This is a genomic window from Corynebacterium sp. MSK122, assembly GCF_030229435.2.
GTDB classification, from domain to species: Bacteria; Actinomycetota; Actinomycetes; order Mycobacteriales; family Mycobacteriaceae; genus Corynebacterium; species Corynebacterium marquesiae.
On record NZ_JASPHV020000004.1, the window covers coordinates 104,728 to 125,005 of the forward strand.

The window sequence follows — 20,278 nt, forward strand, 5'->3', positions numbered from 1 at the left end:
CCTAAAGACCTCAAATCAGCCCGATCAGACTGGACCTAAGCCACAGAAGCCGGCGAAAGCCCCTCGAAACCGCCCAGCCGCCAGACGCGTCAGGCCCACAGGCGGCCGCCCAAGTAAACCACCGGTTAAAACAACAAGAACATTTTATGGAATCGGGCAGGAAACGGTTGCACACCCATTAGACATGAGAAAACTTTCAACCATGTCTAATGATTCTAAGAACACGGGCAGCGCAGTTAATCGCCGCCGCTTCCTGCAGACCTCGGGCACGGCCGGTGCCGCCATCGCTTTGTCCGGTGCAGCCGCCAATGCCCAAAGCAGCCTCTCGCCACGCGTGGAGCAGCACATGGTGGAGCCGAAGCTGGGCGAGCGGCCCTTCCTCCACGGCGTGGCTTCTGGCGACCCGATTCCGGACTCGGTCATCCTGTGGACCCGCGTGACCCCGGATGCCGATGCCATGCCGGGATCCGGGCTGGGCGAAGCCACCCGGGTGGAGTGGGAAATTGCCAAGGATGAGGGGTTCGGGGACGTCGTCAAGCGGGGAGAAGTAACCACAGACGCCCGCAAGGACCACACCGTGCACGTGGACCCGCACGGCCTGGAGCCGGAGACCGTCTACTTCTTCCGCTTTAAGGCGCAGGATAAGTACTCGCCCGTCGGCCGCACCAAGACCGCCCCGGCGCTGAGCGCCTCCCCGGAGGAGCTCACCTTTGGCGTGGCTAGCTGCGCCAATTGGGAGTCCGGCTTCTTCAATGCTTATGGCGATATTGCCCAGCGCGGCCGCGCGGATCAGCTGGATTACATGATTTTCCTGGGCGACTATATCTACGAGTATCCGCAGCGCGAGTACGCCGGCTATGGCCCGGTGCGCCTGCACCACCCAGCGCACGAGATTATCTCGCTGGAGGATTACCGCATCCGCCTCGGCCGCTACCGCACCGATGAAAACCTGCAGGCCGCACACGGTGCGCTGCCGTGGGTCGTGGTGTGGGATGACCACGAGGTAGCCAACGATAACTGGCGCGAGGGCGCCGAGAACCACACCGAAGGTGAAGAAGGAGCCTTCCTGGACCGCCGCAAGGCCGCGATGCAGGCCTACTTTGAGTGGATGCCGGTGCGTGCGACCAACCCATCCGAGCAGGGCCACCTTTACCGCAGCCTGACCTTCGGTGACCTAGTGGAGCTAACCATGATGGACCTGCGCACCTACCGCGATGAGCAGGTGCGCTTTGGCCCGCGCAAGATGGCCGCTGAAGGCCGCACGATGCTCGGCTCCGAGCAGTACAACTGGCTGCTCAATAAGATTGAGACCTCTTCTGCCAAGTGGAATATGCTGGGCAATTCCGTCATGTTCTCCCCCATGAACCTGGCTACCCTGCAACAAGATGACAAGACCAAGCCGGTTTCATCCTCGCTGTCTTCCAATATCACCGGTATTCCGGTCAATGGGGACCAGTGGGATGGCTACTCGGCGGAGCGCCGCTTGCTTATCGACGCCCTCTCAAAGCACGACTCCCACACCCTCTTTGTCACCGGCGATATCCACTCCGAGTGGGCGCACAATATCAGCAAGGACGGCCGCATCTTTGGCGCCGAGATGGTCTGCGCCTCCGTGTCTGCACCCAACGTGAACGAGCAGCTGAAGCTGCCGGAGGGCAATGAGCTGTCCAAGCTGGCTGAGCGCTACTTGATGAGCGCCAACCCGCACACCCGCCACGTGGATCTGGACCACCACGGCTACAGCTATGTCACCGTGCGCCCGGATTCGGCGGAAATGCACTGGTTGCGCGTAGATAATCTGCTCACCGCCAAGTCCCCGGTGCGCGAGGCCGTGACCATGACCTGGCGCCCGGGTGAGGGCTACACCAAGTAGTTGTAAGTTCTGTCACATGACAGGTACTCGGTGTTAACGAACGAGTAGTACACCTTCGATAGAGATAGTGAAAGACCCTCTCTGGGGAATTTCACTACCTATCACTCGCCCGCCTGTCGGGCCCCCTTTGGTGCCGCGGATTCTTCCCTAGTCCGCGGCATACTCATAGTCGATGTAGCCGCGCTCGCCGCCCAGGTAGAACGTAGCCTGGTCCGGCTCGTTGAGCTCAAGGCCCTCACTCCAGCGCCGCACCAGGTCCGGGTTGGCAATGAGCTGACGGCCCACCACTGCGGCGTCCACATAATCCAGCTCGATTTCGCGCTGGGCATCCTCCTTGGAGGTAATCGTGGGGAAGCCATCATTCATGAGCACCTTGGTCACGCCGTTTGCGCGTGCCTTCCGTGCCAGCGTGGCGATGAGCTCGCTGTCCGGCTCGCCGTGCAGCAGGGACACATAAGCCAGGTTCAGCGGTGCCAGGGCATCGAGAAGCCCGCCGTAGGTGGCCAGCATGTCTTCCTGATCGTCTTCGATAACACCCTGCACATTGTGTGCCGGGGAGAAACGCACGCCCACGCGGTCGGGACCGATTTCTTCCACCACGGCGCGAATGACCATCTCTGGCAGGCGCCAGCGATTTTCCGGGCTGCCGCCAAATTCATCCTCGCGCTTATTGGACGAGGCCGCCATAAACTCGTGCAGCAGGTAGCCATTCGCGTTATGGATCTCCACGCCGTCGACACCAGCATCAATAGCCCGGCGCGCGCCCTGGCGAAATTCATCCACGATGCGCGGCAGCTCTTCCTTCTTCAGCTCGCGCGGCACCGGCGCGTCCATCTTGCCAGCGAATCCACGCACGGTTCCGCCCCAGTCAAAGGCGCTCGGCGCCTCCGGGTTCGCACCGTCGATCAGGTCCGGGTGGCTCGTGCGGCCGCCGTGCATGATCTGCATGAACAGGGTGCCGCCTTCCTCGTGCACGCGGTCCGCGACGGCGCGCCAGCCTTCTGCCTGCTCGTCGGTCGCAATGCCCGCCTGGCCCGGGAATGCGCGGTTGGTCCACGCCGGGAAAGTTCCCTCCGTAACTACCAGACCGGCCGTTGCACGCTGCGAGTAGTACTTCTGGTGCAGCTCGGTAGGTACACCGCTTTCGCCTGCACGCTGGCGGGTCAGTGCCGCCATGGTGACGCGGTTATCTAGCTTGAATCGGCCAAGTTCCAGTGGTTCGAAAAGTGAAGTCATGCCCAGTGCAACGCGCAGCCGGGCTGCACTATTTCACCACTGTCAAAAGGATAATGACACCAGCGTGTATGCCAGGTTTACCTCGCCCAATAATGAGCGCTGGACGGACCGACTCACTGTAGAAGGCCAGCCCTACTAGCGCGGCTCTGCCGGGATCTCTTGGCCGGTGCTGCCGGCGGTTCCGGACGCTTGGGTGCCGTCGCCAGCGTCGCTTCCGGCAGTGGGCGCAGTGCCGGCCCCGTTGCCGGAATCAGTCCCGGCGTTATCTGCACCGTTGGCGGCACTCGGGGCGGGCGAGGCATTACCAGTAGCGCCAGTTCCCTGGCCACCGCCGCCACCACCGCTGCCGGCAGGGGTATCGGTCGCGCCAGCGCCATTAGAGCCTTGCGGGTTAGCGGTCTCCGTGGGAGCAGAGCTGTCTTCTGTCGGCTCGGACTGCGTGCCGGTCTCGGTGGATTCGGGGGTGGGGTTGGTGGAGGGGGCGTCGGAAAGCTGCGAGGAGGAGGCCGCCTCGCCGCTATCGCGCCAGTGCTCGGGCGAAAGCCAGCCGGCGTCGGCGTTTTCGGGGTTGCTCGAGGCCAGGGCCAAGGCGCCGACGACAAGCAGAGCCAGGATGAGGCCCGTGGTAGAGGCGCGGACCCGGCCGCCAATGGTGGCGATCTTCTGGAACTTGGAATTAGTCTCCAGCGCGCGCCAGATTCCTTGGGTGGGCTCGGGCTCGTGGTCCTCCTCATCCGGCAGCGCGGGCTTTCCGGGGCCATCACTATCCGGGCCATCCGCCTCAGGCGACTGGTGTTCCGGCTGGGAATCGGGGTGCGAGCCCTCCCCTGCCGCGGAGGCATCCTTGACGGACTCTTGTGCCGCAGCATTGTCGCCTGCCGGAAGAAGCGGGCGCTGGATTTCGTCCAAGTCGGCCACGTTGTAGTGATCCCAGAACTCGGAAAGCAGCGCGGAGCGAATGGCACGCTCCACCGCCCACTGGCGGGCGGGGTTTACGGTCACCAATACGCGGTAGGTCACGTGCCAAGACTGGCCGGCGGCCTGCGGGGCAACCAGCTGGGTGGCCGGCAGCACCTCCAGCTCGCCATTGACGTCTACGGCGATGGACGGCTCTCGAATCGCCTGCTCGGAAATGGTGCGAACGCGGCGGGTGATTTCTGGCAGGGTCTCGCCCTCTTGCACCGGCACGTCAAAGTTGACCACGGCGCGCGACCATTCCTGGGAATAGTTGGTCACCGCGCCGGCCGAGCTATTGGGCACGGTGACGAGCTCGCCAGTGGGAGTGCGCACCTTGGTAGTGCGCAGGGTCAGCATCACCACGGTGCCTTCCACATCGGTCACGCCATCGAAGCTGACATAGTCGCCCACGCCAAATTGCTTTTCCGACAGGATGAAGAAGCCGGAGAGAAAGTCCGCAATGATGGACTGGGCGCCAAAGCCCACGGCGGCCGAGACTATCGTCGCCGGCACCGCCGCACCTACCGCTGGCACGCCGAGATTGGTCAGCGCGGCCCAGATGATAAGGAAGTACGCTGCTGCCTGCACGATATAGACCAGCGCACCGGTCAGTGCCAGGCGCGCCTTGGTGGCCTCTTCCTCTTCATCAAGGCGGCGCTCCATAATGCGGATGGCCAGCCTGCCGATGCGCGGGATCAAAATGCCTATCAGCAATAGTGCGATAAGCGGCAAGCCGTGGTCAACAAAGAGGCTCCACAGCTCGTAGAAGTAATACTTCAGGTTCATGCCCCTAGCCTAGGCCGCATGCCTGAAAACTGGATGCCAGTTGGCTGCCAGCAACCGTGCAAGCAGCCAATGGATCGAGCGCGGATTGCCCGGCCCCTAGCCGCGGGAGTTATAACGCTTCATGAGGCGGTCAATGAGCTCATCGGTAAGTTTGTCATCTTCCAAGATGGTATCCAGCAGGCGCTGGGATTCCTCGTGGGAAGCCTGCTCTTCCGCCTCATAGGAGTCACCGCTAAGATCCACGCCAATGTCGGTGTTCTCGGTCTCCGCGGTCTGGGCGCTGAGCTGATCGACGTCCGATTCAAACGACTCCATAAACTCACTAGCCTCCGCAGCAGCCTCCTTGCGACGCTTGCCGGAGCGCACTTCCTTTTCAATACGGCGTTGCAGCGCGGCCTCCATCTGGCGGTGGCGCCAAGAACGTAGGCGGTGCGGCTCGAGGCGGCGGCCAACCGCACGGCTTTTATTTTCGGCTTTCTTGGCCAACACTTTAACCTGTGCGGCGGTGTCATTAATAGGTGCCCAATCTTGGTAGGCCGGCACGCGCCACCCAGCCCAGATGCCCAGCAGCGCCAAGAAGATAGAAACTAGCGGCCCGATGATCATGCCCACCGCCATCATGTCGAAGTGGTGGCCCACCAAGACGATGACAGCGCAAGCAACAGCCGGGATAACCGTCGGTTGGTTATCGCCAAAGACGCTAGGCTCGCGCCCCATCACGATGTCACGAATCATCGATCCGCCCGTAGCGGTAAACACGCCCATCATGATGCATGGGATCAATGGCAGGCCGTAGGTAATGGCCTTCACCGCGCCGGTGGCGGCCCACAGGCCGGAAACGACGGCGTCGCCATGCGCCTGCAGATAATCCCAGGTCTTGCCTTTGAAATAAACAAAGCGAGCAATCAGCGCACCGGTAAAAGCCAAGTAGAGGTATTCCGGCTGGCTCATTGCCGCAACGGTGCCGCGGTTAATGAGTACATCGCGCACCATACCGCCGCCCAGGGAAGAAAACATCGCAATGAAGAAGAAGCCGATGATATCGTAGCCGCGCTTGCGCGCCATAGTGCCACCGATAATTCCCATCAGCAGCACACCACTGATATCGGACCAGCGGTAGAGAGATTCAATGAGCGGATCCACTTCAACCATATGGTTATTAGACTTCACCGCCCGTCACCGCGCAATTAGCACACCCATATGCGCAGCCAGGCACGAGAAAAGGCGCCGGCCTTGCTTGCCGACGCCTCCCTCTCACCGTGGGGCCACCGGGGCTCGAACCCGGGACCAACGGATTATGAGTCCGTAGCTCTAACCGACTGAGCTATAGCCCCACACAGATTGCACCGCCCACTAGGGCGATTCTCTGCCCTCAGAAGATTAGTCAATGGGACACCAAAGACCAATTCATCGGCCTGTAATGCCACCCTCCTGAAACTTTTACCCCCTATGACCGACGTTGATTAGGGTGAACACTACCCCCTGGGTGTAGAAATTCTTTTATGCGTAGATTTCTCTCTTCTCTCCTAATCATTTCCTCACTGTCTCTTGGGGCTTGCTCCAGCGCAGAAAAATCCTCTGAAGAATCAGGCGGGCAAGATAAGAGCGCTTCTGAATCTCAACACGATTCCAGCACTGCAATCGGAACCTGGAAACAAGTTGACAGTGCTTCGGACGATGGGTGGATGGAAGCCAGCACGACCGATGACGTTGTCACAGTCGAGTGGGTATTTAATAACGGTGAAAAGCGCATGGTCTTTTGGATCGGCTCCTTCGACTCAGCCGAAGCTGCTGCTGGTAATACCGTTGCTTCACAGCGCGATTCCGTAGCCACCGATACTGAGCTCATGGCTTCTACGGATGACCAAAAGGATTTCACGGTCAATAATGACACTTTGAGCTTCAAAGTTTCCTTCGACGATGCTGATTTCACCGCTGAGCTGAAGAAGATCAAAGATGAACCAGCCACTGTAAACACTCTAAAGAGCACCGATTCCACTCGGAGCTTCGAAAACGGCGTTCTCGAAATGCCTGGCACCACGATCAAGATCAATCAGCACAAAATCATCCCAGCTGGCGGAGCCGGCAATGAAGCGGGCGAGAAGCCATTAATCGTGTTCAATTACGAGGTGACTAATAAAACTGATGAGAAGATGACCGCTTCAGATTTTCCCTTTTATTTCACGGCCGTTCAGGACAATAATCCCGATACCGTTAACGAGCTAACGGTAGGCGGATACTATGATCCAGAAACTTCTGACGATGAGTTTGAGGAGATCAAAAAGGGTGGCACTGCGCGCGGTACTATCGCCTATGAACTCGATGACGAATTTACTCCAGTTCAACTAGTGGCTAAGGATAATTTCGGCCAGAAGGAAGTTGGAAGGCAATCGTTCGACCTAGAGCAATAGGCTGAGCCGCTCTACCGAGCTGTCCAATCGACCACTAGCAATCGCTCTATAAAGCATTTTTCTTCCGCCCGAAAATGGAAGTTGATCTGACTAGAGCTTCATCCTCGAGCCAAAGCCCACGTCAACATAAGTATCTTCGCTTATAACTGCCGTTATGTATTCGGTACAAATGGGCTTCCCAGCTTTCCGTCGGGCTCGAGTTTCCGGCTCGGCCTATCGCCGGCCCCACAACCAATCGGAGTGCCGGCAACGTTCATAAATCCACCTCTACTCCAACGCCACCCGCGGCATTACCAAGGGTCACCGTCAGCATCGTCGAAGACTAGCGTTCTTGCGTACAATCGGCGGACGTACAAAGACCCAATAGAAAAGGAGTCATCATGGACGCCGTTTACACCACCGAAGCACTCTCCACCGGAGCAGGCCGCGACGGCCGCTCTGTAGTCAAGGATTCCGATCTGGATTTCACCATGACCGCCCCGAAGGAGATGGGCGGCAGCGGCGAGGGCGCTAACCCGGAGCAGCTCTTCGCTGCTGGTTACGCCGCTTGCTACCACTCTGCTCTGAAGGCAGTGGCCAAGGACAAGGGCGTAGACGTGGATAACTCCACCGTCGGCGCCCGCGTTTCCCTGGGCAAGAACGACGAGGGCTTCTTCCTCGGCGTGGACCTCGAGGTCACTATCCCAGGCGTTGAGGACGACAAGGCACAGGAGCTTGCCGACGCCGCCCACCAGATGTGCCCTTACTCCAAGGCCACCCGCGGCAACATCGAAGTCAACGTTGGTGTTGCACAGGACTAATTCCTAGTCCGCTCCCCCAGCCCACGCCGCGCTACTTTCAGCGCCGCGTGGGTATTTTTATGCCAGCTTGATTCTCTTCTACATCCCGTTTCAGAGACAAGCAACACTGTGGCAGGCTAAGGGCTTTAAAGATACAGCCGTGGGATTTTAGCTATTAGACCTCTGACTCAAACGTTTACATCTATAAGATCGGCAATTCATAATAATTAACATTCTCCCCCCCATGATGAACACCTACCGATTTTAAAAGCCCACTTCTCCACCGCCGTAAGTATCACACCCATAGCCCCTTTCACTCTCGACACGTCCTCCACACACTGCCCCCATCCAAGCCAGTCAGGAAACCACTAGACAATGTACGCCAAGAACGTACCCAAATCGCCCTGGCTGTTCCCATGGCAAATGACATGAAACGGTAGCTACTTTTCACAACACAATCCAACGTCAGGCTTCCCAATCCACTTTCAAACTCACTACCTAAATCGCCTTTTCACACCACTGTTTCTGCCGCGCCAGACAAACACCTACCACTAGCTACCGCCGCCCTCATCGTCAATACCCCAGTGGTGGGACCCCGCCGTATCGGCGTCCCCATATCAACCCCCATAATGCACCTAGTGTTGTGCATCAGATGCTGTTTTGATGCCGGCAACCAAGGGGGGGAAGACAGGCATTCACCCTGGATACACACCACAAAACCGCCACGAGTCAATCGCTTCAAGGATTGCAAGTCCCCACCCGAAAACATTTGCGGCATTGAGTGAATGTTCCCACCCTTTTTACGAAACCTTTCCCACCGGAGGAATTCACTATAAAGATTCCAGAAAAGGACTGATACTTACGGGCCGTTTACTACAACCACCGAGAGCAGCTTCGTCCGTTTTACTGTCATAAAACGGGTTCCCAACAGAGAAGTAAGGCAGTCCACACTATCCGCAACCGCCACCAAACGAAAAGTTCATTCTTCCGAAGCCCCAAATTCCAGCAATTAAACCAACTTCAAATTAACGGAACGTGATTTACATTTCTTTACTAAATCCATTGCGATCTGCATCATATCTTTGTATGGTTTATTTCACAAAGAACACCACATGAAAGGATCCATAAAATGGCGTCCTCCCCAATGAACTCCCCTCCCGCTAATCGAAGAATTCTTTCCACTTGGGAAGTAACGGCGATCTCTGTCGGCTTCATGGGACCGGTTATGGCCATGTCATTAAATGGCATTGGAGTAGCCGGCCTAGTCGGCAAAGCAGTACCCTTCGCATTCGCTGTTGCTTTTGCTGGAACACTTTTCGTGGCTTACGCATTTGTACGACTTCTCCAGAGAGTTACGCACGCCGGTTCGGTATATGCGCTAGCTGGAATTACGATTGGCCCTAAGTCTGGATTCTTTAGCGGCTTCGCGTTACTAGGCACCTATATTTTCATGACTACTTGTATTTTGGGTGCTTGCAGCGTTTTCTTTGAGGCAATGCTTCACGAACTGGGCGTTCCAGTTCCGCCAGGTATTTGGTTCCTCATTCCTATTATCATTTCTGGAGCGGGGCTATATTTAAATTTGAGAAACTCGTCTGCAGCGGCCCGTGTGACGCTGGCGATTGGGTTTGTCGGAATAGTTGCGATGGTCATCCTCTCCATTGTCATCCTATTTCAGGTGACTAAAGGAACTTCCGATACCACTACTTCACTTGACTTTCAATCGCTAACACCAGCTGGAAACTCTTGGTCAGCAATCATGACAGCGTCAGTATTCGCTTTTCTCTCTTGGGCAGGGTTTGAGTCAGGTTCGTCCCTTGGGGAGGAAACAGCAAATCCCAAACGCACGGTTCCACGCTCTTTACTCTTAGCTGTAATTATTGGCGGATTCCTCTACGTTTTCGTCATGTTCGCACAGGTCAATGGTTTTGGAACAGACCGAGAAGGTGTGGAAGCATTCGCCGAATCTTCGTCAACGTTGACGCAACTCGGCTCAATATATATAGGACAGTGGTTCTCGGTTCTAATTTCCGTAATCGCCTTCGCTGTTGCGTTCGGCGCGTTCCTCAGCTCGAGTACCGCCACCTCGAGACTCATTCACACCCTTTCCAGGGACGGGTTCGGTCCGTCAATTCTTGCCAAGCGCGATTCAATAACCTTTATCCCTACGAGCGCTGTATGGGCTACAAACACCATCGGCCTACTCCTTGCACTTGCCCTAGGAGCATCCGGTCAGTCCAGCGTAGAAATATATTACTGGTACGCAACTATTGCCACGCTCTGCATGGTCGTAGCTTATGGCATGGCCTCAGTTGGGGCCATCAAATACATCATGGAACCAGAATCAACTATACCCCGGTGGGAATCTATCTTTCCCATTCTGGCGTTGGGCTACCTCATCTACGTCTATTTCATTCAAGTTCTGGGCCAAGAACCGCCATACACCTATTTCCCCTGGATTTCAGGAATTTGGTGCCTTCTCGGGCTCATTATTGTTCTGGCAAATCCCCGTTTAACCAAGCAAATTGGCCAAAAGCTAACTAAGGAGGACATCGAATAATGTCTGCTAACCCAAATTCAAGCACCTTCACATTCCTCGCAACCAGTGATATCTCAGCCCGAACAAAAGGTCGCGCCGTCAGCACGAAAGATTTCAAAGAAGGCGCTAGCGTCGGCTGGGTGCCAGCAAACCTAGGTATCGGGCCTTTGGGCCACATTGTTAGTGATATTCCTTACGATTCAACCGGCGACATTCGCTTGCTTGCAGATCCCAAGTCTCTATTCCATTTGAAGGGAATCCCGAATCTTCCCGACTTTGACCTATGCTTCGCCGATTTGGTCAATAACGATGGTACAGCGTGGGAATCTTGCTCACGCACTTTCCTAAAGCATGCGGTTGAGGAGCTAAAAGATGAGCACGGCATTACTCTGACAGCTTCTTTTGAGCACGAGTTCACTGAAAGAAATACCACCGAATCAACTCACCCGTTTTCATTCTCGAGCTTCGTAGATGGGGAACCTGTTGGTGGCACGGTCTTCGACATCTTGGAGCAAGCCGGCATAGAACCGGAATGCTGGCTACCTGAATACGCACCCTACCAGTACGAACTCACTATGAAGCCGTCTGATCCAATCCTAGCTGCCGACCGCGCTATTCTGCTCAGAGAAATCGTGCGGACTTGCTTCAAAGCTTTTGACCGAGAGGTAACATTTTCACCGGTTCCGGACGCATCTGAAGGCGGATCCGGCGTACATGTTCACTACGGGCTTTACGGTCGTGATGGAGAAATCATTTCCTTCGACCCGAACAACCCGGGACGGATGTCTAAGATTGCTAGCCAATTCAACGCAGGAATCATAAAGTACGCCGCTCCGATGACTTGCTTGTTTGCTCCCCTAACCGTCAGTTACCACCGTCTAAAACCAAATAAGTGGTCAGTCGCACAGGCTTTCTGTGGGGAACAAAATCGGGAAGCTCTCGTACGAATCTGTCCTACTAATGAAATTGGTGACCGAAAACCCGACAGGCAATACCATTTTGAGTTCCGAGGTGGAGACGTCGGAGCAAATCCATGGATTTTGATGGGTATTGTCATACGAGCTGGCATGGCGGGAATCGCTGAAAATCTGGACCCGGTAAAAGTAGTTGTTGGTGACGGGGCCTCGGACGAAGAGCCTCTTGGTGGTCAGCCATTGCCTTCCACCCTGGAAGAAGCCCTTAGCACCTTCGAAGAAAACGAAGTTGTCCGTTCCTGGTTCTCTGACGCATGGGTAGAAACTTTTCTTAAGGTAAAACGAGATGAGATTGCCCGGCTAAAGGATAAGAGCATCGAAGAACAATGTGAGGTGTATGCCGATGTCTATTAAGAACTCCAATGAGTTGCTGCAGGCATTAGAATCTCTTCCCTTGTTCGACCACCATTGCCATGGCGTCGTTACCGAGCCACTTCAGCGCTCCGAATTCGAAGAACTCATCTCTGAATCTTCGAGTCCAGCTACTTTCGGAACCACACGATTCGATTCCCAGATTGGCTTCCAAGTTCGAGGCGCCTGTGCACCAATTTTAGGTTTGGACTCATTTTGTTCGCCTCAAGAATACATCGCTAAACGCGCAACAATGGCGCCGGATATTGTGAACTCAAAGTTTCTCAAAGCCGCTGGCATCGAGACTTTTGGCCTCGAAACAGGCCACTCTGCGGACATCATTACATCCCCAAGCGAGTTGCATCAGCTGACCGGAAAGGTGGTCCATGAGGTAATTCGACTAGAAAAGGTCGCCGAAGAAGTAGCTGAAAAGTTTCAAAATGAAGAAGGTGGCGATAAGGTGTCTGCCTTCCTCGACGAACTCGACGCCACTTTGTATTCCAGAGTCGAGAACGCAATAGGCGTTAAATCGATTGCAGCATATCGCGTTGGTTTAGATTTCTCGCCCAATCGTCCTACCAAGGAAGAACTATCAAGATCGGTCACCAAATTGCTGGCGCAGGACGGAAAGGTTCGTCTTGCGGATAGCACTATCACTCGATACCTTCTCTGGTTCGCTATCGACACTGCTCAAGTAATTCAGCTCCATATTGGATACGGTGACGATGACGTGGATCTTCATCAATGCAATCCACTGTTGCTTACCGAACTCTTTAGGAAATCAATCGGCTCAGGTGCGCGCTTTACGCTGTTGCACTGCTACCCATTTCATAGGGAGGCCGGCTACTTAGCGGATGTATTTCCACATGTCTATTTCGACGTGGGACTGGCTATTAACTACACCGGTGCCCGCGCGCATGCAGTAATTGCCGAATCTCTAGAAGTAAGCCCTTTCGGAAAGATTCTTTTCAGCTCTGATGCGTTCGGACTCCCTGAACTGTATTACTTAGGAGCCAAATTGTTTCGCGAAGGGTTATCTCGGGTCCTGAGCAGTTTTCACAAAGAATCAAACTGGCCCCTGGAAGAATGCCACCGAGTAGCACGGATGATCAGTTACGAAAATGCTGCACGCCTTTACAAAGTAGAGTAGGAGCGCCGGATTCATGAACGAGGAATTGAAGAAGCTATTTCGCCAATGGATGGATGAATTTCAAATGAATGCCCCCAAAGCGATTGCCCTCAGAAGGGCCATCCACCAAAATCCGCAACTAAGCGGTGAAGAGGGGCCAACTAGAGAGCTTATGCTAGAAGAGCTGGGCATCCACTTTGATCCCGTTGCAAGCACGGGCGCAATCGGCCGTGTCGGCCCAGCAACGGGGCCGAGCATTGGCATGCGCGGCGAGTTAGATGCATTGCCGGTGTCTGAGAACACAAACGTCGAATGGTCGGCTGCTTCCGGCAAAATGCATGCGTGCGGTCACGACGTCCATCTCGCAGCTCTAGCAGGCGTCATCAACGCAGCTAAGAATTTAGATCTTCCTTTTGGATTAGTCCCCATTCTCCAACCACGAGAAGAAACCTATCCTTCAGGAGCTCTCGACATCTCTGAATCCGGTCTATTAGAAAGCCATGAAGTTAACCATGTTATAGGTGCACATGTGCACCCAGCTATTCAACTCGGCTCCATCGCGGCAGGCTCAGGATTCGTCAATGCCGCTGCAGGTGAGATTGAGATAAAAGTAGTCGGTAAAGGCGGGCATGGAGCTTATCCTCACAAGGCTAGCGACGTAGCCATTCCCACTGCCCAAATAGCGCTAGGGTTATCCGAAGTAGTACGCAGGACTAGCGATCCCATGAGCCCGGCTGTGGTAAGCATAGGTAGCTTGTCCGCTGGACAAGGTGCGGCAAACGTTCTGCCCCAATCCGGTACTATCTTCGCAACGATTAGGAGTACAAGTACGGAAAAGAATAACGCGCTCGCGAGCCAGATCGATCAGTTCGCAACCTATACCGCGAAAAGCCTGGGTTGCTTTGCCAAAACCATATACACGCCGGGCGAACCAGCTTTGGTGAACTCCAGCTCTCTAGCCGATAAGTTCGAGTCCTATGCTGCAGCGGTTGACATACCTGTCGCAGAAACCATGCGGTCGCTTGGAGCAGATGACTTTTCCTATTACGGAGAAAACTGTCCGTCTTTGATGTGCTTCGTTGGCGTCAAGGAGGGAAACACGCCTTCACTTCACGATGCCGAATTTTTGCCGCCGGACGAAGCAATTACCCATGTTGCTAAAGCCTTTATCACAGGCTATATAGCCGCAGCAGATAACCTCATGGATACTTAATGACCTACAGCATCACTGAGCAAATTAACGCTAAATTTCCTTCCCTCTCCCAAGCAGAAAAAGATGCTGCACGGTGTCTTCTAAACAGCTACCCTTGGGTCGGCCTTAAGACCGTCCAACACTTTGCTAGTCAAGCGAATGTCAGCAGCGCAACAATAGTTCGTTTTGTACAAACCTTGGGGTTCAAGGGTTTTAAGCAATTTCAGAACGCGCTGATGAATGAGACTTCTGAACGGGATGCATCTCCGCTTACCCAGGCGGGGGATGAGTTCAGAAACTCATCTAGTGCTCTCTTAGAACAAACTCTCAATCAAACGGCTACAGCTTACCTGCGAGGAATTGAAGCGACATTTAAATACGCAAAGGAGGACGATTTAGAAAGAATCGTTGCTCTCTTCTCGGATCAACAGCACCGCATAATTTGTCACGGCGGAACTTTTTCTTGGATATTAGCTCAGCATCTGGTTGCTCAACTCAGCCTCTTCCGGGGCAACCAAATAGCTTCACCTCTATCCGATCTCCCATTGATTGAATTAATTAACCAAACTTCCGCTGATGATGTTTGGGTTTTCTTCGATTTCCGGAGATATAGTCCTCGATCAGAACAAATTGCCCGACTAGCCAAAGAAAATGGAGCGATCATCGTAATAATCACAGATAGGTGGATTTCCCCTGTCGCCGCATATAGCGATGTATCGTTAGTAGCTCGAGTTGAGGCATTCGGCCCATCTGACACGCTTGTTCCTGCATTTGCTCTAGTTGAGGCAATTTGCGAATGCGTTTCTCGGAGGATTGGAAAGGCCGGAATTCAGTATCTCGAGTCGTTCGAAGCCCTACGAAAAGAACTCTGCTAGAACTACTCGCATACCAAGGCATCTACAGCAGTTAGGCCAAAAACTTTCCTCGTGGATTCCCTCCATAGAAGTTTTCCAGTGAAATTGCAGGTAAGCACTAACCGGCTTTAATTTCCTGAGCTTCAATGCTAGGGAAATCAATACCATTTAGCGGAGATAAGTCTACTGGTCACCGTTCAAATCTACGTTTCCGTAGTAAGCTGAATGCGATTTAACTGCTTCGCTCACGTCATGATTGACTGCAAACGAGGCGTCCAGTCCGTCGAAACCAATCGGCTTTCTGCCACCCATCGCTGCAGGATATAGATATCCGAGAACCCTGTCATTCTGAGAGTGGTAGTTGTGGACAACACCAGATAGGGCTTCACCAACAGAATCCCACGTCGTATCTTGACCAATGGCCGCACCTAGAAGATGCACGGCCTCAACGCGCACCTCATTCTCAGTCCCGGCAGCGCCTGCTAGCGCAGTAGCAAGGTTGAGCATGACACGACCGCCCAAACTATGGCCTACGAGCACCACGGATTCTAGGTTGGAGCGCTGAATAATTGCGGCGAGCGTCATTGCGGTCTTATTTGCACGGTTAACCGCAACCGTCCACGGGTTCTTGACCAAGTCCAAGGCGCCTAGCGCCAAGCCAGCAGGGGTTGCCTTCTTGGCCAACTTCTTTCCGGCATGTTTGACCATGCCCTTCAGCACGGCGCCGCCGGCGAAACCAGCTCCCGGAGATAGGAAACCGGCAAGCTCCAGCATTTCCTTGCTTCCCCACGTCACGAGATAAATCGGAGAATCAGGGTAGGCGGCTTCGACCGCCTTAACTTCGGTACGCCAATCGAGCTTTTTCTCAGTGGTAAAACCACGTGCGATCAAGACGGGCGTACCGCTCCCCTTGCGGACGCACTGAATATCAAAGGAGTCATCCTCGCCAATATAGGAGTTAAGCGCTTTTACTCCGTATGCGGAGCCGAGCAGTCCACCAGCAGCGGCAACGACCATGCTGCCGCCTGCCATACCTAAACCGCCAGACGCCAAGGAGCCGAAACCGAGCGCTGCCAGACCAGCGTTTTGTGCTACTGCGCCAGAAAAGCCTAGGAACGTAGTACCTACCGCACCGCCGACCATCGGAGCTGCCAGCAATCCACCGGTAGCGCCCACGGCTAGAGTTGCGACGCCGGCGGCCGCAAGCTTGGCTGCGCGACCAACATTTGCTGCCTTGAATTCACGGAGCTCACGCCACTGGGTGAGGTCAGCAATGCGATGGTCGAGGCGCTCAAAATCAGGGACTTGGTGAAGGTGTTCTGCACACACGGTCGGCAAAGCCACCAAACCGAGGCCGGCGGTGGCGAAGTTATCGCACTGAGGCACGGTGCAATGGGACGTCGCCGAGCCGCAGTTCTCGCACACGTACAGCGATTTGGACTTCGATTTCCTGTGGGTGGATTTGGTCAAGCAACGAGAGCACCGTCCCTCTTCGGTGTCGCTGCTTAGCGTGTCCGTGAGCTCGGCCAAGGTCGTGGCCAGCTTTGCGGAAGCGATGGCTTGCTCCCTCAGCTCTTGGGCTTCTCCCCCGTGGCGCTTGACTGCGCGCTTTACCGCCTTAGCGGCGAAGTCTCTTTGATTGTCTGGGCTAATAAACTCGTTATTGAAATTGAAGTCTTCCTGAACAGCAGCCACGACAGACGAACGTTGCGCTTCCACATCATCCGACTCCTTCCTGGCCCACCGCAGCGAGCCACAGCGCATCGACAATAGCCGGCGACCCAGCAAGTTCAGCGTCGCCCTCTACCGCCGGTGACTGGGAGTCACCACGCTGCGCAACGCGCACAACCCGCCCAAGATTAGAACGCAGCTCGCAGAAAAAGAGCCATCTTCCTCAGAGTTAAACGAAATTGCGGCAGATTTAATGGAGTTTTCTTGGTCATGACGCGCAGACTTTCGGCAAAGGAATAAGGAATATATAAATCGTATACCAATCCTTCTATGCGTAACGCCTTAGAGCCGCTTTCCGCCCCTCGCCAACACTCAACGTACCACCAGGAAAACTGAAAGCTCGGGACAAAGCGCCGGTTATCCCCCGGACTCGCTGCACGCAGCCATAGATTCTTATAGTCTCACCTGCTGGGCTAAAGGAACTCCAGCTTGATGACCTCGATTTTCAACGGTTCCTGACACTGAAAAAAGTCAGGCCTATTCTTCCCTTTCCCTCTTTCTGGCTTGTCTGCGCTCGCGCCTCCGACCACGTTTTGCTCCGCGGATGTCTACGACCCAATGCGGAACGAAAGGCCACGGAAGCGGAACCCCGACCCCACCTGTAAATCCAACGGCTCCGATGACGAGAGCCACCATCAACGCAACCTTCAGCACCGTGCCAACAAATTCGGGAGGGTTAGCACCATCGACCACCCCTGCGATACCGCCAACGCCCAAAACTAGCGTGCTATAAGGATAATAAAACAGCACGCCATCACTTACTACACCTTCCCAGGCGGGTTCGTCGTACCACTCTTCCGATCTGGGATTCCTGCGCAAAACGTAATAGGTCCAGTAGAACACCATGATAAGCACTAACCCGGCGTATACGAGCAGCCCAATAATATCGCCGTCCATAGAATTGGCCCCCGTGGCTGCCGGTTGGGGTATGTAATAAAACGCTACCAGCGTCTGCTGGGTTAAGGCATGAAACGAAACGACATACGGATGCACACAACGCCAAGGCCCAGGAAAATATGAAAGACTGATCAATTGTGATGCTTGTAGCCTTGCGGCTAGGAGGCTTCTTGCCTTTAGCCTGTCCGGATTCCCCCCCAAAAAATCCGCATCACACAGGCGCCCCGCCTTCCCCCTGCTCGCCAGCGAGTCTTCTGCCACCGCCCAACTTGCCGACGCCCCACCTAACCACCCCGCTCCTCGTACTGCTTCGTACCCCGTGCCCAGCGTCGACCCAGTACTTTTGAGACAAGACTCCACCACCTTTTCTACAAAGAATACAAGAGCCTGAGCTGGGCCCTTACTTAGCAGCCTTCCTCGTTTAGATGGCGTTCCAACTTCTTCGTTCCACTTTCCCAATCTCGTAACAAGTCGGGCCACGCATCACGGAGGTCAATTACATAGGGAACCTTCAAAAATCCCGATACCAACCGAGCAACAACCACAGTAGGTAAAGCCGGAACGGTTTCCACTACAACGTCAGGTTGGGACTCGGCGACAATCTTCCGCCTAGCAGCAGTTGCCCAGAGCATCCCCAACGCAACAGTGCCTTGATGCGGAATTCTCAGCGATAAAGAACCGCCAGCAGGAAAAACCTGTCCTCAGTATCTGCTCGCCTTTCTCACCGCATTCAATGGACTTTGCTGGCTTAAAAAGTTGCGTCCTTAGCCAAGTTCTTAAATTCACCTTTCTACTGAAGTTTGGAGGCGGTGCGATTACTAGTACCTGGTGACCAGCATTTACGAGGATTTCACTATTCCAAGCAAGTCCCTGCTGGGGAACACCATTTTCCGGAGCCCAGTAGGCTCACAATCAGTACACGCATCCCAAACCTCTCTGCTAAAACCGTTCAAGTCTCACTAAATCCGGAAGACCTCAACTCGTCAGCAAAACAATATCATTCGCTCCAGGAAGGACTTCTCAACGTCCACTACTTAAGTAACATAAACCTGGCCATGAGCTGCCAGTTTGTCTGTTTAACCGATGGCCTATATAGTTAGTTCTCGTTGCACAGAGAACCGCAAGTTCGATGTACAGCGTACGCATAATCCTCCATAGCTCAGTTGGCAGAGCATTCGACTGTTAATCGAAGGGTCACTGGTTCGAGCCCAGTTGGAGGAGCAAATAATTTATCCCCTTCTACCAGCAGAAACGCTGGTGGGAGGGGGTTTCTACATTTTGCCCTATACCGTGGAATACGGGTTAAGGGTCAAAATGTGTGTCTGGCTCGGCGTGTCGCTGGGGTTAGATTTGGCCTTTTTGGATGCCGATTGAGTGGGTGTACTCGGTGTCGATACCGTTGTCGTAGAGGGCTGGTCGTCCTGTTTCGTGGTCGACTTGGTTCTCGGTGTGGGTCAGGATGGATACTTTGGCGAGTTGGTCCTGGCCCCAGTGGGACTGCCTGGCGATTTGTAGTGGATCGTCGGGCAGTTCTGTTTTTAGGTACAGCCACCAGTCCAGCATTTTGCGCTGGTGTTCATTTGTTCTGCCTCGGTGAGCACGCGCAATCTCTTTCAGACGAGCGTTAATCCCGCCTTCAAGACTGTTGGTCGTAGATTTGATTCGGTCAGGTTCTAAGACGCCTTTAGGTTGATTGATGTAGACAAAGAGCATGCCTTGGCGCCATAGATGATTCAGACTGTTTTGAAGCGTCCTGGGTTTAGTTCCTACCTCAGCTAAGGAAGGATTGAACTATGCCTAGAAAGTATTCCGTCGAGTTCAAGGAGAAGGCGGTCCATCAGATCATCGAAATGGTCCGCCTGGAGTCTTGCTCACTGCAACGCGCCTACACGGAGGTCGGTGAGCTGCTTGGAGTATCTCACCACACGTTGCGGGCTTGGTACCGTGACAGCGCTTCAGTACGTGATGACTCTGACGCTTCAGGCGGCGAGACAATGGAAGAAGAGCTCAAGCGTCTGCGCCGCGAAAACCGCGAACTGAAACGAGCAAACGGGATTCTTAAGACTGCTTCGGCTTTTTTCGCAGCGGAACTCGACCGACCCACGACCAAATGATCTCCTACATCGACGCGTACAAAGATCAGTTTGGGGTCGAGGCCATCTGCAGAGTTCTAAAACAGGCAGATCGTGGATTCATCACCTCTCGTGGCTACCGCAAGGCGACCACTCGTGTTCCCAGCGCAAGAGCCTTAAGCGATAGCCTGCTCATCCCAGAAATACAGCGTGTTCACGCGGAGAATTTCTCGGTTTACGGCATCCGCAAAATGTGGCACGCGATGAACCGTGAAGGCTTTCATATCGGCCGCGACAAGACTGCACGCCTGATGAAGCTAGCAGGTGTTTCCGGCCGCAGACGTGGGCGAGCCCCGGTAACAACAATTAACCCGAAGACACCGGATCATCGCCCGGATCTTGTGCGCCGAAACTTCCGTGCGCAGGCACCAGGCAGGCTGTGGGTTGCCGACATTACCTACGTTCGCACCCTGTCAGGATTCGCCTACACCGCGTTT

General features: G+C 54.6%; 14 protein-coding genes, 2 tRNA genes and 2 pseudogenes. 10 read left to right on the forward strand and 8 right to left on the reverse strand.

The features are described 5' to 3' along the window. Positions 1-202: 202 nt before the first annotated feature. Positions 203-1,873, forward strand: coding sequence for an alkaline phosphatase D family protein (locus tag QP934_RS03075; protein WP_419126773.1), 1,671 nt, complete (start codon positions 203-205; stop codon positions 1,871-1,873). Positions 1,874-2,020: 147 nt separating this feature from the next. Here QP934_RS03075 and QP934_RS03080 read toward each other — a convergent pair whose 3' ends face one another. The 4 genes from QP934_RS03080 to QP934_RS03095 form a co-directional block, all read right to left on the reverse strand. Next, positions 2,021-3,109, reverse strand: a complete 1,089-nt coding sequence (locus QP934_RS03080; RefSeq protein ID WP_419126774.1) for an alkene reductase — start codon at positions 3,107-3,109, stop codon at positions 2,021-2,023. Between the two features lie 135 nt (positions 3,110-3,244). Continuing rightward, positions 3,245-4,852: a mechanosensitive ion channel domain-containing protein gene (locus tag QP934_RS03085; RefSeq protein WP_419126775.1), complete on the reverse strand. Its 1,608-nt coding sequence runs from the start codon at positions 4,850-4,852 to the stop codon at positions 3,245-3,247. 96 nt (positions 4,853-4,948) lie between these two features. After that, positions 4,949-6,004: a TRIC cation channel family protein gene (locus QP934_RS03090; RefSeq protein WP_419126776.1), complete on the reverse strand. Its 1,056-nt coding sequence runs from the start codon at positions 6,002-6,004 to the stop codon at positions 4,949-4,951. A gap of 108 nt (positions 6,005-6,112) precedes the next feature. Continuing rightward, positions 6,113-6,186 (reverse strand) — tRNA-Ile (locus tag QP934_RS03095). Between the two features lie 351 nt (positions 6,187-6,537). On the opposite strand from QP934_RS03095, the gene QP934_RS03100 reads away from it, so the two are divergent. From QP934_RS03100 to QP934_RS03130, 7 genes are all read left to right on the forward strand, one after another. Next, complete coding sequence (locus QP934_RS03100; RefSeq protein ID WP_419126777.1) at positions 6,538-7,263, forward strand: DUF5067 domain-containing protein; 726 nt, start codon at positions 6,538-6,540, stop codon at positions 7,261-7,263. A 380-nt stretch (positions 7,264-7,643) separates the two neighbouring features. Then, positions 7,644-8,063, forward strand: a complete 420-nt coding sequence (locus tag QP934_RS03105; protein WP_419126778.1) for an organic hydroperoxide resistance protein — start codon at positions 7,644-7,646, stop codon at positions 8,061-8,063. Between the two features lie 1,108 nt (positions 8,064-9,171). Continuing rightward, a complete protein-coding gene (locus QP934_RS03110) occupies positions 9,172-10,602 on the forward strand; it encodes an APC family permease (protein ID WP_419126779.1) in 1,431 nt (476 codons plus the stop codon). Beyond that, positions 10,602-11,909: a glutamine synthetase gene (locus QP934_RS03115; RefSeq protein ID WP_419126780.1), complete on the forward strand. Its 1,308-nt coding sequence runs from the start codon at positions 10,602-10,604 to the stop codon at positions 11,907-11,909. The genes QP934_RS03110 and QP934_RS03115 overlap by 1 nt, the downstream gene beginning before the upstream one ends. Beyond that, positions 11,899-13,056, forward strand: coding sequence for an amidohydrolase family protein (locus QP934_RS03120; RefSeq protein WP_419126781.1), 1,158 nt, complete (start codon positions 11,899-11,901; stop codon positions 13,054-13,056). Before QP934_RS03115 ends, QP934_RS03120 begins: the two co-directional genes overlap by 11 nt. Before the next feature lie 13 nt (positions 13,057-13,069). After that, positions 13,070-14,248 (forward strand): M20 metallopeptidase family protein, encoded by a 1,179-nt coding sequence (locus QP934_RS03125; protein WP_419126782.1) that lies wholly within the window; start codon positions 13,070-13,072, stop codon positions 14,246-14,248. Next, positions 14,248-15,102 carry a MurR/RpiR family transcriptional regulator gene (locus QP934_RS03130; protein ID WP_419126783.1) on the forward strand — a complete coding sequence of 285 codons (855 nt, stop codon included), beginning with the start codon at positions 14,248-14,250 and terminating at the stop codon, positions 15,100-15,102. Before QP934_RS03125 ends, QP934_RS03130 begins: the two co-directional genes overlap by 1 nt. 162 nt (positions 15,103-15,264) lie before the next feature. On the opposite strand, the gene QP934_RS03135 is transcribed toward QP934_RS03130, so the two are convergent. The 3 genes from QP934_RS03135 to QP934_RS03145 form a co-directional block, all read right to left on the reverse strand. Beyond that, positions 15,265-16,800, reverse strand: coding sequence for a DUF726 domain-containing protein (locus QP934_RS03135; protein WP_419126784.1), 1,536 nt, complete (start codon positions 16,798-16,800; stop codon positions 15,265-15,267). Between the two features lies 1 nt (position 16,801). Next, entirely contained in the window at positions 16,802-16,927 is a 126-nt protein-coding gene (locus QP934_RS03140) for a hypothetical protein (RefSeq protein ID WP_419126785.1), read from the reverse strand. A 362-nt stretch (positions 16,928-17,289) separates the two neighbouring features. Next, the gene (locus tag QP934_RS03145; protein WP_419126786.1) at positions 17,290-17,709 is read right to left on the reverse strand and encodes a hypothetical protein; all 420 of its coding nucleotides are present in this window, start codon (positions 17,707-17,709) and stop codon (positions 17,290-17,292) included. Positions 17,710-18,857: 1,148 nt separating this feature from the next. Here QP934_RS03145 and QP934_RS03150 point away from each other — a divergent pair. Next, positions 18,858-18,930: transfer RNA gene (locus QP934_RS03150), tRNA-Asn, on the forward strand. A 123-nt stretch (positions 18,931-19,053) separates the two neighbouring features. On the opposite strand, the pseudogene QP934_RS03155 reads toward QP934_RS03150, so the two are convergent. After that, positions 19,054-19,464, reverse strand: a pseudogene (locus QP934_RS03155) (IS1249 family transposase); the annotation flags it as partial. Between the two features lie 38 nt (positions 19,465-19,502). Here QP934_RS03155 and QP934_RS03160 point away from each other — a divergent pair. Continuing rightward, positions 19,503-20,278, forward strand: a pseudogene (locus QP934_RS03160) (IS3 family transposase); the annotation flags it as partial.